The 16,798-nt window shown below is 59.3% G+C and carries 18 protein-coding genes; 3 read left to right on the top strand and 15 right to left on the bottom strand.

All coding sequences use genetic code 11. The features are described from left to right. The 3 genes from VCB98_RS12265 to VCB98_RS12255 all read left to right on the top strand — a co-directional run. On the top strand, window positions 1–808 hold an 808-nt coding region (locus tag VCB98_RS12265; protein WP_346052954.1), incomplete at its 5' end, for a cyclase family protein. Window positions 809–826: 18 nt separating this feature from the next. Then, a complete protein-coding gene (locus VCB98_RS12260) occupies window positions 827–1,354 on the top strand; it encodes a hypothetical protein (RefSeq protein WP_346052952.1) in 528 nt (175 codons plus the stop codon). A gap of 144 nt (window positions 1,355–1,498) precedes the next feature. Then, window positions 1,499–2,701 carry an HD-GYP domain-containing protein gene (locus tag VCB98_RS12255; protein WP_346052949.1) on the top strand — a complete coding sequence of 401 codons (1,203 nt, stop codon included), beginning with the start codon at window positions 1,499–1,501 and terminating at the stop codon, window positions 2,699–2,701. Here the strand turns inward: VCB98_RS12255 and VCB98_RS12250 are convergent. From VCB98_RS12250 to VCB98_RS12185, 15 genes are all read right to left on the bottom strand, one after another. After that, a complete protein-coding gene (locus tag VCB98_RS12250; protein WP_346052947.1) occupies window positions 2,684–3,637 on the bottom strand; it encodes a hypothetical protein in 954 nt (317 codons plus the stop codon). The genes VCB98_RS12255 and VCB98_RS12250 overlap by 18 nt on opposite strands. Continuing rightward, entirely contained in the window at window positions 3,634–4,011 is a 378-nt protein-coding gene (locus VCB98_RS12245; protein WP_346052945.1) for a PadR family transcriptional regulator, read from the bottom strand. The genes VCB98_RS12250 and VCB98_RS12245 overlap by 4 nt, the downstream gene beginning before the upstream one ends. Before the next feature lie 68 nt (window positions 4,012–4,079). Next, window positions 4,080–4,931 carry a methylated-DNA--[protein]-cysteine S-methyltransferase gene (locus tag VCB98_RS12240; RefSeq protein WP_346052944.1) on the bottom strand — a complete coding sequence of 284 codons (852 nt, stop codon included), beginning with the start codon at window positions 4,929–4,931 and terminating at the stop codon, window positions 4,080–4,082. 106 nt (window positions 4,932–5,037) lie between these two features. Further along, a complete protein-coding gene (locus tag VCB98_RS12235; protein WP_346052942.1) occupies window positions 5,038–5,526 on the bottom strand; it encodes a c-type cytochrome in 489 nt (162 codons plus the stop codon). Window positions 5,527–6,260: 734 nt separating this feature from the next. Then, window positions 6,261–6,554: a DUF2306 domain-containing protein gene (locus tag VCB98_RS12230; RefSeq protein ID WP_346052940.1), complete on the bottom strand. Its 294-nt coding sequence runs from the start codon at window positions 6,552–6,554 to the stop codon at window positions 6,261–6,263. A 146-nt stretch (window positions 6,555–6,700) separates the two neighbouring features. After that, window positions 6,701–8,092, bottom strand: a complete 1,392-nt coding sequence (locus VCB98_RS12225; protein ID WP_346052938.1) for a hypothetical protein — start codon at window positions 8,090–8,092, stop codon at window positions 6,701–6,703. Window positions 8,093–8,165: 73 nt separating this feature from the next. Further along, window positions 8,166–9,710 (bottom strand): glutamate synthase-related protein, encoded by a 1,545-nt coding sequence (locus tag VCB98_RS12220; RefSeq protein ID WP_346052936.1) that lies wholly within the window; start codon window positions 9,708–9,710, stop codon window positions 8,166–8,168. A gap of 36 nt (window positions 9,711–9,746) precedes the next feature. Continuing rightward, on the bottom strand, window positions 9,747–10,181 hold the full coding sequence (locus VCB98_RS12215; protein WP_346052934.1) for a hypothetical protein: 435 nt from the start codon (window positions 10,179–10,181) through the stop codon (window positions 9,747–9,749). Window positions 10,182–10,345: 164 nt separating this feature from the next. Then, window positions 10,346–10,888, bottom strand: coding sequence for a phosphatase PAP2 family protein (locus VCB98_RS12210; RefSeq protein ID WP_346052932.1), 543 nt, complete (start codon window positions 10,886–10,888; stop codon window positions 10,346–10,348). Then, complete coding sequence (locus VCB98_RS12205; protein ID WP_346052931.1) at window positions 10,881–12,110, bottom strand: glycosyltransferase family 4 protein; 1,230 nt, start codon at window positions 12,108–12,110, stop codon at window positions 10,881–10,883. Before VCB98_RS12205 ends, VCB98_RS12210 begins: the two co-directional genes overlap by 8 nt. Window positions 12,111–12,166: 56 nt before the next feature. Then, window positions 12,167–12,967 carry a phosphonate ABC transporter, permease protein PhnE gene (gene phnE / locus VCB98_RS12200; RefSeq protein ID WP_346052930.1) on the bottom strand — a complete coding sequence of 267 codons (801 nt, stop codon included), beginning with the start codon at window positions 12,965–12,967 and terminating at the stop codon, window positions 12,167–12,169. A gap of 10 nt (window positions 12,968–12,977) precedes the next feature. Further along, entirely contained in the window at window positions 12,978–13,784 is an 807-nt protein-coding gene (phnC, locus tag VCB98_RS12195) for a phosphonate ABC transporter ATP-binding protein (protein ID WP_346052928.1), read from the bottom strand. 87 nt (window positions 13,785–13,871) lie between these two features. Beyond that, a complete protein-coding gene (locus tag VCB98_RS12190; RefSeq protein WP_346052926.1) occupies window positions 13,872–14,732 on the bottom strand; it encodes a phosphate/phosphite/phosphonate ABC transporter substrate-binding protein in 861 nt (286 codons plus the stop codon). Between the two features lie 272 nt (window positions 14,733–15,004). Then, window positions 15,005–15,265, bottom strand: coding sequence for a YciI family protein (locus tag VCB98_RS13970; RefSeq protein ID WP_374729216.1), 261 nt, complete (start codon window positions 15,263–15,265; stop codon window positions 15,005–15,007). Between the two features lie 929 nt (window positions 15,266–16,194). Beyond that, window positions 16,195–16,798 (bottom strand): hypothetical protein (locus VCB98_RS12185; RefSeq protein ID WP_346052924.1); only part of this gene is annotated, 604 nt, incomplete at its 5' end.

The raw sequence follows: 16,798 nt of genomic DNA, 5'->3' as shown, positions 1-16,798 counted from the left end.
ATTGGACTGGGCAGGCATCCGCTTTGACATGGATCCGGCGCGAGCGACCAGCCTTGCCATCGAGCTGGATTTTGAGGGCGCACAACCCGGTTTCTTTGGTGCGGCGGCGGCCAGACGCAAGGCACTTCAGTCCGGCGGCTTCATCGGGGATACCCGGCAGGGGGGAAGCTGCAACTGTGAGGTTCTGGAAATCACCCCCCATTGCAATGGCACTCACACCGAATGTGTTGGCCATATCACCGACGAGCGGGCAACAGTCCCGGATCAGCTGGGTAACATTCTTTGCCCGGCCCTGCTCTTGAGCATCCACCCTGCCCGGCTAGACAGCAGCGAAGACAGTGGCCCTTCCAAGGCCCGCGGCAGCGACATGGTGATCAGCCGCGAACAGCTGCAGTCGGCTTGGGATAAGCTGGCCCCTGCCGGGCCGCCCGCGGCCCTGATTATTCGTACGCTGCCCAACACCCCGGATAAATCGCAAAGGGACTGGATGCAGTCGCCTGCGCCGGCCTGGATCACTCGGGAAGCCGCGCAGTGGATCGTGGAACAGGGGATTGAACACCTGCTGGTCGACGTGCCCTCGGTAGACCGCGCCGATGATGAGGGTGAGCTGGTCACCCATCGGATTTTTTGGGACCTGCCCCCGGAGTCCCGGAAGCTGATGGAAGCCGGCCGGCCCCACGCCAGCATCACCGAGATGATATTTGTTCCCGACACGGCCGAAGATGGTCTGTATCTGCTTAATCTCCAGTATCCTGCGTTTAGAACCGACGCCGTGCCCAGCCGCCCCCTACTCCATAACAGCCTCTAAACTAGCCGGAGAAACACCATGTCTCAATCCTATGATCTGGAACGGCATCCCGGCATGCTGATTATGAGTGTGTTGCTACTGGCCATGCTGATCTATTTCATCCTCGACACCTTTGTCTTCTCTCCCTGGCAGCACACCAGCCTGCAACCGGCATTCTTCATGGCCGGTCTTGGGCTCATGGGCGGCGGCCTCGCATGGCTGTCGGGCCGAGGCGCACCCGGAAAGGAGCGCCTGGGTCTGGCTATTGCATTGGGAGCCGTGTTTGCCATGGCATTGTGGCCGGCCAGTCTCCGGCTCAACGCCATTGGTGCCGAAGACCAGCGTCATACCGTTGCCTATGAGTCAGTGGAAGCGGGTGTATATGTGCCCTTGGAGGGTGAGTATCCGGATGTCCGCTTCTATGGCAACCGGGCGTTCTGGGAGACGATGGAGGCTTCACCCGATTTTTCCATCACTCTGGTCAAGGGTTCACTTGGCTTCTGGCAGGTTTATTATCAACCGATCGTGGACGATATCCGCCTTTACCGTGCCATCATGGCTGATTGAATCCGACATCGCTTGAGAAGTGGCTGTCGATTCCGACCGCCCATCCCAAAGCAGCTGCCGACAATCCGTCAAGGCATTCCCACACTGGCGCCTTTGCCGTAGAGTCCGGACAGAGTCCAAGTACCAGCCCAAACAATCACCCCCATGAGAAAAACGATCTCCGTCAACAAGTTGCTTCCGGGCATGTTTTTGGACGAGCTGGGCACTTCCTGGCTGGACCACCCCTTCTGGCGCAATAGCTTTCTGATCGCGGACGAAAAAGAAATCCAGCAGATTCGGGATGCGAACATACAGGAAGTCACGATTGATACCAGACGGGGTAGTGACCTGGCTGAAACCCAGGGCCAGGACGACAAAGCCGAGCCAGCTCCAGATGATTCGCTGACATCATCTTCCCGGTTCCGCCCGGTAAGCCTGGAGGATGAAATGAAGCAGGCCGCCCGGCTGAAGCGTCAGGCAGCAAATGCAGTCAAGGAGACGCTTGAACAAGCCCGAATGGGACAAGCGATCAAGTCGGAAGACCTGAGCCACTTAGTTGAAGAAATCTCCGACTCCATCATCCGACAGCCGTCAGCCATGCTGGGCCTGGTCCGGATCAAGCATTCGGACGAGTATACCTATATGCACTCGGTTGCTGTCTGTGCGCTCATGATCGCGCTGGCTCGGCAGCTGGGGCTGGAAGAGGATGAAGTCAAACAGGCCGGAATGTCGGGGCTCATGCATGATGTGGGCAAGGCCTTTGTGCCAAATGAGATTCTCAACAAGCCTGCCAGGCTGAGCGACGAAGAATTTCGCATTATCCAGACCCATCCGGAGAAAGGCTATCAGGCCCTGGTCGACTCAGGCGAAAAATCCCGGATCGTCCTGGATGTTGTCCGGCATCATCACGAAAAAATCAATGGTGATGGTTATCCTCGTGGCCTGCCCGATTCCTCTATCAGTCTATTTGCCCGTATGGGTTCAGTCTGTGATGTCTATGACGCTGTAACATCTGACCGGCCCTACAAACGTGGCTGGGACCCGGCGGATGCACTCAGTCGAATGGCTCACTGGACCGGGGGCCAACTGGATAAAAAGGTATTCCAGGCTTTCGTAAAGACCATTGGTATTTATCCCACTGGCTCTCTGGTCCGGCTAAGCTCCGGCCGCCTGGCGGTTGTGCTTGATCAGAATGCGGATAATCTACTCAAGCCGAGAGTCAAGGTATTTTACTCCACCAACGCCGGGACCCGCTTGCAACCCAAGGTAGTCGACCTATCACGGCCTGGTGCCAGCGAAAGGATTGAATGCAAGGAAGATCCAGCGGAGTGGGATTTCAAGGATCTTGAATCACTCTGGGCGCAATAGCACGCGCAATCGATCCCCATTCACCATCTCGCCATTCAGGCCCAGGTACAGGGCGTGACTTCCTTTCTCATCCTGCCAATGCAGCTGGTAAGTCTTGCCGGCCAAGGGATAAATCGCTTGCTGCAGGCGTCCCAGCTCTTCAAATTTCGAAATTGAATCCCGATCGAGATAATACTCCCTGAGCAGGGTACGGATCCGAATCGAATCGCCGTCCACCTGGATTCTTGTGAAGGCAACCCTTAAGCCGAACGCCACGTGTAAAGCGAGTACGGTGAGAAGGAGATTGGCAGCCACACCAACGTCGGCCATCAAGCCCCGACCCAGCATTCCAGCCACGGTCATTCCCCCCAGGATGAGCATCACCAGACCGAGCAGGATTGCCAAAACCTTGCTCAGCCCAGGGGAATACACCTCATAACCATCGGCCTTATCCATCTGACTCTGCGCCGATACGCCACCCTCCGGCGCCGCGGGTGCGAACATAAAGGCAAACCAGAAGCCCATGAAGAAACCAAAGAACAGGCCATGAAAAACGAACATTTCGGCCAGAACCAGGGGTCCCGGGTCGGCGAGTCCACCCGCGAGCAGTTGAAAAAGCAGCATTAACAGGGCGAAGCTAAGCCCCATGGTGACCGCGCCACGGCGGAAATTTCGCCAACGCTGTTGCCTTTGTACGCGGGCCAGCTCTTCCGCCGGACCGAAATCGGCCACCACCGAAGCATTGGCTGCCTCAACAGTCTGGCCGGCCTTGACCGCCTGGTCTCTGGCCTCCAGCATGTTGTCGCGAATCTCTTCGACATACTGGCGACGAACCGAGCGGCTACCGAGGCAATGCCGGTCCAGGACTCGCAGATAGTCGTCCAGCTCGGCATCACCTGTCTCCAGAATGTCCGGGAAGCCCGTCCCAGGCCATCTCAATAGGTTGGAAACTCTCATTGCTTGTCCTCCCCGTCGGACGCTTGCTCCGTGTTCAGAACGGTCCGCCCCAGCAGGGCGGCGATTCGCCGCCATTCACGGATCCTTCCCTCCAGAAACGCCGCCCCCTCCAAGGTGAGACGGTAGTACTTGCGCGGCCTGCCGCGTTGCCCGGGCTCGTGATAGGCATCCAGGAGACCGCGTGCCTCCAGTCGATGCAGCAAGGGATACAGGGTGGCCTCCTTCACCAGGGCGGCATCTTCGCCCAAGCGGGACCGTAAGCGCTCCCGGATTCCAAAGCCGTAATTCGGTCCCTGGCGCAGAACATCAAGGACCAGGGTGTCAAGCAGCCCCTTGAGGATCTGGCCGTCCGATTTGGTCGCGTTATTAACCATGCTTGGTTTGCTTTATTATGCAATGTTTACCTTGTCAAGAAACCCACCCGCACCTGCGCTGGACCACACTAGGGGGCGGAAATGGACTCGCGACTGATCAGGGCAAACTTGATTGGCATGGACCAACGATACCCACCCGGCCCACCACTGCGCCGGATCACGCGGTGACAGGGAATAAAGCAGGCAACGGGGTTGGCCCCCACCGCCGAGGCCACGGCGCGAACAGCCCGTGGACGACCCACCGCCGAGGCGAGATCACCGTAACTGAGCAGTACGCCCTCGGGAATCCTTAACAACGCCCGCCAGACCTGGACCTGAAAATTGCTCCCGCGGACGTGGATCGACAGCGGGCCGGCATCCCGGGGGGCCCTTGAGAGGGCGGCGACGTAGTACTTGCCCGGACCGGCATCGGCCAGCAGCCGCGCTCCGGGCCAGGCTGCCGACAGTTGACCAAGAGCAGACGTTCGGCCCTCAACCTCGGTAAAGGCCAGAAAACACAGGCCGCGATCCGTGGTGGCCACCAGCATGTCCCCCAGAGGCCCTTCATGAAAGCCATAGCGCACGACCAGGCCGGCACCCTGACGGCGATATTCGCCCGGCGATACCGCATCCAGTCTGAGGAAATGGTCATGGACCCGGCCCGCACTGGACAGGCCGGCATCCAGCTGGGCTTCCAGGGCCGTGGCCCCCTCGGCAAGACGCTGCTTGAAGGCTTCCAGGGTCACCAGGGAGAGGAAACGCTTGGGACTCACACCCACCATGCGACGGAACACCCGGGTGAAATGGGCCGGCGACATGGCGGCCTGGGCGGCTGCCTCCGACAGGCTTGGCTGTCGCTCCGCCTCGCTGACCAGGAAATCGATGGCCCGGGCAATTCGCGCGTAAACCGAGTTATTTTCAGAAGCTGGAGACTCAGACACCCTGACACTCTCCGGGGGACTATAACCTTGGGACTTCCCCATTATCCGCCCACGGACGGCCCCCAACCACCCGATTTACTGCATATCCAGACGGCCACTGCCTGCTTCAGCGCGGTTGGGATTCCCCCACCGCCCGTGGCGTGAGCTCGCGGGATCGTCTTTCCGCCACCTCTTCGGCCGTCACCAGCTCAAAATCCGCTGGCAGGGCCTCCGAGTTGCCCCAGGCCTGGCTCAAATAGTTCATCAAGGCAGCGATCTCTTCGTCAGAAAGCTGCCTAAAGCCAGGCATAAAGCCGTCATACACCTCATCATCGATCTCAGTGGGCCCGCTGACTCCATTCAAGACCACATCCAGAAGATACTCACGCCCACCATCCCGACCCAACAGCTCGGACACATGCCCTTCGAGCGGAGGGAAAGCCCCCGGTCGACCCGCCCCATCCCCGCCGTGGCAGGCCATGCAATTAGACTCATAAACGCTATAACCCTGTTCATGTCCCACCGGAACCGACTGACTGGTCGATGGTAGTGGGTCACCACCCTGTGACAGCCACGTATAGAGGCCAACTCCCAAGGCTGCAAGGATTATTGACATTCCTGCAATCGACAAACGCTGGGACATATTCCAATCCGGGCAATGTTGAAATTTTCCAAGGCTCGAAATATACCGGAGATACCGGCCCGATTCCTAGCTGGAACCGCGAGGGCCGTATCACACCGAGTCCTGCGAAGCCCTGGATCCCAGCCGAAACCAATTTCAAGCACCCCAGACAGCCAGAGTTGCTTTCGCATCTGCCCCCATAGGCATCAGCCTGAGGAGCGCTGTATGGATGATGTTCAGCGCTTCGATTCAGGAATGCTCATCGCAGAACCGGATCCGGGCCCACCAAGAACCTTTTCACCGACCAGACCTACGTGAGTGCCGACGAGCTATAACCACAGCCAATAAACTGCCTGCAAAATAATAGAAGACTGCATTTGCCGTGACGGTTGGCACTATGTAATACCAGTTCCGAAAATGTACGCTCACCACGTGACCTGGGATCCCAAAAAGAGAGTCCAGCCAATCTATGAACCAGGCAATGGGAAAGCCCAGGGGAAACGCGGCCGGATCACAGGCGCAGCCGCTGCACGTCAGGGCCTCTCGAAATGCGAAAAATGCCAGTATTAGGTAAGCACCTAGCATCCCCCAGCCCAAACGCGATGACGGCTTTAGCCAATTCGGCATGACACCTCCTCGAGTCTTACCGTCGTTCACGAAGCAGAACCCACTCCACAAAAAGAAGGTTCACCACCCAGCTTGCCCAGGCGGCCATGGCATAGACCTGATCAAACGGGAGGCCCGCCAGGCGTGAAGAAGGCCAGCCATAGGCCGGTCAAACCGCTGATCAAAATACAGAGCAGATAGACCCAGCCACTGGCCCGATGGACACGCCGGTGTCGATTGCGCAGGCGAGAGAGAAACTGAAAGGGGCCAAGTGCCAGGGCCACGGAACCAGCGAGGGCGTGGACGATGAGAGATTGGCGCAAGAAGCCATCGCGCCGGGCGATGAAATCAATGGCATCGGGGTTCCACGCCGCCATGGAGGTATAGCCCGCAACCCCAAGTGCCAGCAATGTCATTATCGACCAGGCAACCCCAGGCAGTATCCGATGCGACAAAATCTCCCCCATGCTGGCCGAAAACCCATTGCGGTCTAAGCCGAGTATAGCGGGCCGTTTCGAGAGAAGCGGGTAAAGTAGCGATTACGCCCTAAAATACCTGCACCCTAGTCACCTCCCATCTGGCGATGATGTGATTTCAGTGCATCGGTAAAGAAATCGTGCAGTCGGGCACCCGGAACCGTGTCTTCGGCCAGGCGCAGCGTCCTCATATCGGGCAGGAGATGCCCGTAATGGAGACCCTGATCATGGGGATTGTGCCCCCGCCACTCAGTGCCCCAGAATAGTAGGACGCCGCCCTCGGGAGCGGGCAGGGTCATGGCGAAGCCCGGCAGCTCATCCCGATTATCCGGCTCATGAATCGAGATCGGTTGGCCAAAGGACCGTCCCCCATCGCGGCTTTTGGCCAGGAACAGCTTGGCGAAATTGCGTTTATCCCAGAAACCACGGGAATAGCGGCTGTCGATCCAGGAGACATAGACATCGTCCCCCTGCACCATCAGGTTGATCGGTTGTCGGCTGACCGAGCGGCTGAGCCGGGTCGGCCGACGACAGCTTTCTCTCTGCTTAAGATCGAAACGGCAGTGCCACAGATCACTATGCTCACGCTGGTCAGTCCAGAGTACGTGAAGAGCGCCCTGCCCATCGATTCTCGATATAAACTGGAACTCCCCAACCGGTAGCCGGGCCCGTGAGACCTGAACGGCTTCACCAAAGTGGATCTCGCTGGCCCCATCGTTCACCGCAGACCCCAATCCACTGCCCGTGGTGAGCGGCCGGGCAAAAATTCCTTCGCGGTCGCGGTAGACAATCCAGGGCCCCTCATCCGCGACCACAACATCAAAGTTCAGGGGCTGGCTCGGCAAGGAACGGGACAGGCCTTCGGCAACATGGGATGGTTCCACGGCCCCGCTTTTGAAGCTGGCGGTCCCCGCTCCCTGCTCATGCAGCACGTGGACGACGTGGTGGCGTCGGGGTTCTTTCCCTTCCGGCCGGCTATCGACTGCAATTGAAAGAAAGAAGAAGACGTGTCCGTTCCAGGCGACACGACGGGTCTGTGCGGTAATTCGATTCAGATGGGGCGAGAGCACGATATCTGAATTGGCGGGGGGAGTCTGCTGTACGACAGGAGACAAGGATAAACCTGGTGTCTCGCCCCTCTCCGGCTGCGATGAATCCTCATCCGACGAGCTCCCCGGACGCACCGCCTGCATATGCGCCCGCCCCGGCCCAGTCAGGGCCGTGGTGAGGGCACGTTGAAGGTCAAGATTCCAAATCTGCCGGTCAATGCCCAATTCCGATTCAAGGCGCCTGGCCATAGTTACGGTCTGTGGCTGCAGGCGAAGCGAAGCCTGGTGAACATCCAGTGCATCCAGGGCGGGCAGCGCATCGTTGGGGACAATCACCCGGTCCGGGACCCTGACATCACTGATCAGCATGCATCCGGCAGCCAGCAACATGGCCACGCTTGCCCCAACACCCCTTCGTTGACCGCCCATGGCACCTCCCCATCTGTCCCAACCATAGCCCAACTGGAATGCCCTGCCCACTACAAGCTGGACAGGCAGCGCATTAGGCTGATGGATCGACGCCGGCATAGGGGATGCCGGCCAGCCGGGCCATTTCGTTATGCCAGGTAGTCAGATCAGTGAGATCGAACTTGCCCAGGGCATCATGGCCGCAGGCGCGGGCCATCACCTGCATGAGGGCCACGGAGGCACCGAGGAAGTTGTTCAGGCGCTGGGCGGAGGCCTCCACATCCAGGCGACGACGAAGTTCCTCGCGCTGGGTGGCGATGCCGGCCGGGCAGTTGTTGGTGTTGCAGATGCGCGCACCCACACAGCCAATGGCCTGCATCGCGCTGTTGGCCAGGGCCACACCATCCGCCCCCAGGGCCATGGCCTTGACGAAATCCATGGGCATGCGCAGCCCACCCGTCACGATCAGGGTCACCCGGCCACTGGCCTTCTGGGCATCCAGATAACGCCGTGCCCGTGCCAGGGCGGGAATGGTGGGCACGCTGATGTGGTCCCGGAACATGGACGGTGCCGCCCCCGTGCCCCCGCCCCGGCCATCCAGGATGATGTAATCGGCGCCGGCATCCAGGGCGAACTGAATATCCTTCTCGATGTGCTGGGCGCTGAGCTTGAAGCCCACCGGGATGCCGCCGGTGATGTCCCGCACCCGGGCCGCGAAGCGGCGAAAGTCTTCCACCGAGGCCAGATCCTCAAAGGTAGGCGGCGACACCGCCGGCTGGCCCTCCGGAATACCCCGAACCTGGGAGATCTTGCCCGTGTTCTTATTGCCGGGCAGATGCCCGCCGGTGCCGGTCTTGGCACCCTGCCCGCCCTTGAAGTGGAAGGCCTGCACCTTCTCCAGCAATTGCTCCGAATAACCGAATTTGGCGCTGGCCAGCTCATAGAAATAGCGGCTGTTCTCGGCCTGCTCTTCCGGCAGCATGCCGCCCTCGCCGGAGCAGATACCCGTCCCGGCCAGCTCCGCGCCCCGCGCCATGGCCACCTTGGCCTCTTCGGACAAGGCACCAAAGCTCATATCGGACACAAACAGGGGGATATCCAGCTCCAGGGGCTTCTTCGCTTCCGGGCCAATCACCAAACGGGTATCCACCGCCGCCTCCTCGCTAAGGGGACGACGGGCCAGCTGGCCGGTCAGGATCTGAATCTGATCCCAATGGGGCAGCTCACTGCGGGGCACCCCCATGGCGGTCATTGATCCATGATGCCCAATGCCCGACAGCCCTTCCCGGGCCATCTGGTGAATCAGCTCCACCGTGGGCTCTTCTGCCGTGGCCTTGGGCGACGGTGCCCCGCTGCCATCGTCATCACGCCCCGGCCCTTCCTTGCCCACCTGTTCCCTGTCGAACTGCTTGTGGGTGCCGTCGCAGTAAGGCGAGTTCCCCGTGTGCTTGCACTGGCAGAGATAGGCATCCCCGGTCTCTTCCGCCTTGAAGCTCTTGGGCTTCATGCCGGTGCCGGCATGGGAGCCATCACAGAAGGGCTGATCCCTGGAGCGCCCACAGACGCAGAAGGTGTAGGTCTCGCCTTTCTTGAGCGCGACCTTCTTTGGCTTGTTATCGGCAATGACGGGGTTGCTCAAAACAGACTCCTTTAGGATAGGCAGGGGGCCTGGGCATCAGCGCCCGATGAGATGACGGCGGTTTGAGAATCGCCACCACAACCGCACCATACCGTTGAACAGTAAAAGTGCCAACGGCACGACAATCATAGCCAGAGAGTAGTACACCCAGATGGACCACCAGAAAGACGTGGTACCCGAAAAGGTGGGGTGATCGAAGATGACAAGCGAGAACGGCAACCAGGCTATGGCCATGGCCAGCACGATCCATGCACTCATTTGCCATACACGCCCGGACGGGCTCCCCATCAGGGCGATGGCAGCAAGCGTCATCATCCCGGTCCAGGCCAGGAAATTACCGAGCGGCAGACCAAAGGCCAGCGGCACGCCCAGCAGATCCCAACCCAGCAGCAGCAAACCGGCCAGGATGATCAGCACTTGCGCCACCAGCACCCCGAGAAGGGTTTTCATGGCGAGGGGGATGCTTTGCATTCACACGATTCCGGTTCTGAGCATGACCAAATAGTGATACTGACGGGAAGATGAATATGGGAGGGTACGCTTGTCCCTGTCCTGTGGACAAGTCAGCCGTACGGGCAGGTTACTTCGAGGCACTCCGGGATGACACTCGCGGCGGGAGAATCTATGGGCCGGACTCACAGCACGGCGAGAAACGCCACCGAAACCCAGGCCAGCGAGAAACCAAGCAATGCGCCCGCCAGCACGTCCGAGGGGTAATGCAGGCCCAGAACCACTCGAGACAGGGCAACCAGGAGCGTGAACGGTGTTACCGTCCAGGCAATTGCCGGGAAACTGGCGAACAGTATGGTGGTGAATGCCACGGCGTGGAGAGTGTGTCCGGACGGGAAGCTATAACGATCCAGGGCCGGTGTGCCGCAGTGGATGAATCGCCAGGAAATGAAGGGACGTTCGCGAACCAGCCTGGCCTTCAGCTTACGATAAATCGACAGACCCACCAAACCAAGTATGACCATCTGCAGGCCGACCTTGAACCCGGCCACTCCGTACAGGAACGGCAGCAAGATTATCAGTCCATACCAGAACACCCCGTCACCCAGCCGGCTTACAGCGATGAAAAAACGCTCCACGGCCCGATGTCGGCTGATTCGATTCATTCGGCGGCACAGCCCCAGCTCCAGCAGGTCAATCTGCTGAAAGATCAGACGCATTTCAGCCATGAGCATTACCCTCCCGCATGCTGCCCCTCATGACCGTCGTACCCGGGCGCAACAGCTGTTGCCGGAATCGGGCGGCGATCGTCGGCCACTCCAGGCGCAGGACGTTGGCGCGGGCGGCCATGCCGGAGCCGCCGTATATGGAACGATGGATCAGCGCCTGCTCGACCCGGTCCAGGAAACTGTACTCGTCGCCGTAAGGGGCCAGGAAACCATGCTTGTGGTGACGGATGTACTGCTCGGCAGCGGCATAGTTGAAGGCACAGACGGCCAGACCGCTGGCCATGCCTTCCAGCACGACGTTGCCGAAAGTTTCGCTGAGGCTGGGCACCAGCAGCAGATCCGCCGAGGCGTAGTGCCGGGCCAGATCCGTACCGGTACGCATGCCGGCGAAGTGGGCCTGCGGGCACATCGCCTGCAGGCTGTCACGCAGGGGCCCGTCACCGACGAAGACCAGCTTCAGACCGGGGAACACGGGAGCCATGGCTTCAAAGGCACGAATGGCCAGCTCCGGATTCTTCTCTGGCGCCAGTCGCCCCACGTGAAGCAGAACCTGTTCCTTGTCACCCACACCCCAGGCCTGCCGGAGCCGGCGATCACGGCGCGCGGGAGAAAAGAGCCGACAGTCCACGCCCCGGCCCAGCATGGCCGTAGGGCCGAAGCCATCCTGGGTAAGTGCCTTCCCCTGGGCCTCTGTGGGTACAAGTGTCAGGTTGCTGCGCCGATGAAAGCGGCGCAGATAGGCCCAGGCGGCCTGCTTGAGCAGACCAAAACCGTAGTGACCAAGATACTGCTGGAAGTTGGTGTGAAAACCGCTAACCACCGGCAGACCGAGCTGCCGGGCGGCAGTGACCGCGGCCCATCCAAGCGGCCCCTGGGTTGCCACATAAACGGCCTGGGCATCGAAGTCGGCGAGGTTCTGCTTCAGCTGGCGGATGGCGGGCAGACCGAAACGCAGACCGGGATAGCGGGGAATGGGGAGACCCGGGATCAGGCATTCCTGCCAGCCCCGGCGATCCAGGTTGTCGGCCGACCCGTCACCGGGCTGTCGAGGGCGAATCACCAGAACCGGGTCACCCCCCGCAATCAATTCCCGAGCCAGGTTCGAGAGGGTATGAGCGACACCATTGACCTCGGGCGGCCAGGTCTCGGTGATCAGCGCAATCCGGGCCGCTGGCGAACCGACGGGTTCCGGGAGGACAGGGATGTGGGCCTGCGTTTCCATGCTGCCATCATCCCCGCCTCCCTTTACGGTTACGCTGCCATTCCGTGAAGAGTTGCTTACAGCACCCTGCGACGAATTGCGGAGGAGAGCTGCTCCACACCAATCACCACCACGAGAATGATCATGATGATGGTCAGGGCCTGATCGTAACGGAACATGGTCATGGCGGTGTTGAGTTCAACGCCGATACCGCCGGCACCCACCAGACCCAGCACCACGGCGGAGCGAACGGCCTTCTCCACCGCGAACAGGCTGGTGGCGACAAAGGACGGAAAGGCCTCGGGCAGCACCGCACCGGTGATGACCTGCATGCGCCCGGCACCGGTGGACGCCAGGGCCTCCGACGGACCGGGCCGGATCTCCTCGACCCGCTCGGAGAAGAAACGGGCACAGAAGCCGATGGTATCCATGATGATGGCGAGGATGCCGGCCAGAGGCCCAAGCCCCACGGCGACCACGAATATCAGGGCCCAGACCAGATCCGGGATGGTCCGGAGCGTGGCCACGGTGCCGCGACAGACAACCCGGACGGGTGCCGCCGGGCTGGTATTGCGGGCACACAGCAAGGCCATGGGCAGGCTGAGGATGACACCGAAGGTGACACCCACCAGGGCCATCTGGAAGGTCTCGTACATGGCCTTGGCAATGGGGCCGATGCGGCTGAAATCCGGTGGCATGGCCTGGGCGAAGAAGCTGCCAAGATTGCCGGCCCCCCGCAGCAGGCGATCCGGGGTAAACCCGGCACCGCTCAAACCCTGTATGAACAGGGCCAGAAAGATCACCAGGATGAGCCACGTGAAGATCGAAGGCGTGGCCACGCGTGTGGGCATGTCGCGGTATTGGGACGGTTGGTTCATTGCGGGTTTCTCAAGCGTTGACGGCTTGTGGCATGGAAAGGCCGGGCGCATCGCCATCATCCTCGGCGGTGTCGGCGTCGGCATAAAGCGCTTTCAGGTCGGCATCCGACACCTTCGCGGCGGGTGCATCGATCACTTTGCGGCCGGAGACCAGGGCAATGAATCGCTCACCATAGATCCGGGCCACCGACAGGTTGTGCAAGGTGCAGATCACCGTCATGCCCTCGTCCCGGGCCACCGACCACAACAGCTCCATCACCCGCTGCCCCGCCTTGGGGTCCAGGGCCGCGATGGGTTCGTCGGCCAGAATCACGGATGGCCGTTGCATCAGGGTGCGGGCAATGGCGACCCGCTGTTGCTGCCCCCCGGACAGGGTATCGGCCCGCTGGGACGCCAGATGGGCCATGCTCACCCGCTCCAGGCAATGCATGGCAAAGGCCCGATCCTCGGCCGAGGCGGTGATGGACAGGCTGCCCAGCAGACCCCGCTGTCGCCCCATGGCACCGAAAAGAACATTCTGGAAAGCGGACAGATTGGGCACCAGATTGATGCGCTGGAACACCACACCGATGTCACGGCGCAACATTCGGAGAGACGCCCCCCTTGCACTGGTCAGGTTGATGCCACCCACCTCGACCCGGCCGGCCGTGGGCCGCTCCAGGGCATTGAGGCAGCGCAGCAAGGTGGACTTGCCGGAACCGTTGTGACCGAGCAGCACCGCGCTCTCGCCGGCGCCAAGCTCAAAGCCGACCTTGTCGAGTGCTCGCGTCCCATTGGGAAAGACCTTGCTGATGTCGTGAACACGGATATCACGCATGACGGACCTCGTCGGAAAAAACAGATATCAAGTCCAGAACGGCGAACCGGGCGGCGGCAAGAAGCCACCGCCCGGTTCACAAGCCGATCAGATATCGAATCCGAGCAGGGCATAGGCCTGACGGACAACGTCGTATTCCTCTTCCGTCAGGTCATCCACGAAGCGCGAGTTGCGATATTTTTCACGCTCACCCGGCGCCAGGATGGCCTGCATCAGCTCATCGGAGTTGGCCATGATGACCTCCCGAATCGCCGCCAGGTAATCGTCAGCCAGACTGGCCCTGGCCACGAACACATCGCGGGGCATGGTGTCACTCTCGGCCAGGATTCGGAACTGGCCGGGCGCCCGCTGCTCGATGCGACGGAAATCGCGAACACCGGAACCCAGGGCATGCACGTCCCCGTTGATCAGCGCCTCGAGGCGAGCGCCATCCAGCAGCAGGATCTCGGCGTCACGGTCCAGATCAAAACCGGCTTCGTGCAGCATCCAGCTGGGGGTGATATGCCCGGTGGTGGAACCCGGATCCTTCATGGCAATACGCTTGCCCTTCAGGTCCTGCAGGGTGCGGGCCGGGCTATCCATGGGCACCACGAAGGCAGTGCCATACTCGGCCCGTTCAATACCCACGAGCTTTTTCACGTCCAGACGCGAGGCCATGGCCACGTACTCAGACGGGCCGGCGAGAACGATGTCCACCTGACTATGCTGCAGGGCGTTGACGGCTGCGGTGCGATTGGAAACCGGGAAGAACTCAATTTCGATATCGAGCTTCTTTTCCAGCGCCTCGGCAAAGGCACCGAAAGTACGGTTGAGTTCCTCCATTCCCTCGATGCCGGTGTCGGCGAAACGAAGAGTGGTCGGGTGACTGCTTTCGCCGGCATCCTGACTGGAACAGGCGGATACCAGCAGTACGAGAACAGCGAACAGGCTAATGAGGTACTTGTGCATGGTGCTGACTCCGGGTGACCGATGACTTGCGGAATTCCCGATGAATTCCCCGATGCATGCGGCACTTTAGGGAGTGCGGGTTTCAGCACCTTGAAAGTCGTGTTGCAGAATCATGACAAGTGGGAGGGAGAACAAGAACTGCTTTGTTACCGGCAGCTTCGACTCTTCTCAGACGAGCCAATGCCGTGATGATCATTAAACCAGCGGATAGGTTGCCCGCCGCATGTAATCGTCAAGAGTTACACGGCCGCCAGATGAGAGAATGCCTTGGATCAAAGTAGAACCTCGTAATTTGCTCTCAGGCCTTCGATATGGAACGGATCCTCCTCAACCAGCTGCCTGGCTCGAGCTTCCGTCTCGGCTTCGACAATCCAAAGTGCCCCTATTGGGTCGGCACCAGCCTTTTTCCTCAGCGAACCCGCCACCAGTATTTCTCTGTCGTTCTCCTGCAAATACCTCAGATGTGCACCCATGTGCTCCGTGCGAAGCATAATTTTGCTTGGATCGTCGAATGTGCGCACCACGAATCTCATAGGTACTTCACGGTAGAGTTCAGCCGCCCGAGAGGAGCGAGGGTCGGCTGGAACGATTTGTTAGGATGCCCTGCTCAGTCATCAGGTTACTAGCAAACCGGCTAGTCACAGGGCAGCCCCACGTACCCTCGCACCAGATTGTCCATGTTGAACAAGGTTGCATCCAATAGGCAAGGATAGGTTCTCGCTTCTCGACAGAGGTTGACGACAGCCCATTCACGGTCACTGTAAGATTGATCGAGAGAAATTCTGAACGGAGGATCGGCTAGTATCCGATTGATTCGGGAATCGAATGGTATGGTCCAAACGGAGAAACCGCAGTGCTGCCAGAAGTTTCGGCTTTGCTTGGCACCAATTCCTGGGACCCCCTCTTGAACGAAAGATGCGGCATCCCGCTCCTTGGCTAAGCGCTTCTCAACATGGTCAACAGGGATTCGTCGTAGCTGGCGCTGCTGGGCTCGCAATTTATCCCAATTTGCCATGAGCCATCTTCGAGCACCGTGCAGATAGTCTCGCTTCTTCCGGTTGTGATTGAATCCTTCAACATTACGATCAATATTGCGTGGATTCTGGCGGACCATATTCCACCGCAGCTCAGGTTTGTCCAAGTGCGTCCGCGGCCGATTAGAGGGGCCTACAGAGCGTTGCTGTGTGGTCAAAATGGCAATCATGAGGGCTTGCCAAGCAGCACCTTCACTCGATCGAAGGCGCTTTCCCGACACGTTTCGGCGCAGGCGCTCGTGATACAAGGACGACGAATGGCCTTGCTCGCCAAGCTTAACGAGGCATCGGATTACTTCAACTTTGTCTGCCATGGAAACGTCGCCCTTTTTGGTCCATTAGCCCGGATGGCCAGGCATCCTAACGCCAAATTCAGCGGACAAATTTTGCGCAGCGAAATTTGTTCCGCTGCAATTTTTTGTTAGTTGCTATTCCACGTTATCTGCCGGAAATATCTCTATCATAATTGAATTATCCGGAGCGTTTGAAACGCCGAACTTTCTACCAACCACACCAAACGTCTGTAAGGTACATATTTCTATCTTGTTGAAGCCCATACGTTGCAGCACGGGATAAATTTGGTTCGCCAAGTTCGTTGTCTCTTTACATCCCGGATACCCCAGCGTAATGTGAGACCTGTTAATTTTGTCCGCATATTTTTTTGAGAACTTCTCAATCTCTTCAGTCAGATATCGCACATCTTCTTGCGTAACTTCACGTTGTTTGATCCCAGTGTATTTGTCACCGATCTCTCCATAGTTTTGTCCCGCGTTGACATTCTTACCGGTAATACTAGGCTGAGAAGCTTCTTGTTCTTCTTTATCCGACTGAGGCCGCACAGCATTTACCTCAAACCATAGGAACTTAGCATGCCGTCCTTTGGCCCTATCGATATTGTATTGAACAAATAGAATCAAAAGCATAGCTGCAACTAGTAGCAACACACCAAGCACTGCCCATTGAAGCGCTTGGCTGGCTAGCATTAACTCAATAACTCTATCCATATTTCTCTCTGTCTGACTGCTAAGCAAC

The sequence above is a fragment of the Natronospira elongata genome, assembly GCF_034931365.1.
Lineage (GTDB): Bacteria > Pseudomonadota > Gammaproteobacteria > Natronospirales > Natronospiraceae > Natronospira > Natronospira elongata.
This window is presented reverse-complemented; position numbering and strand designations above follow the sequence as displayed.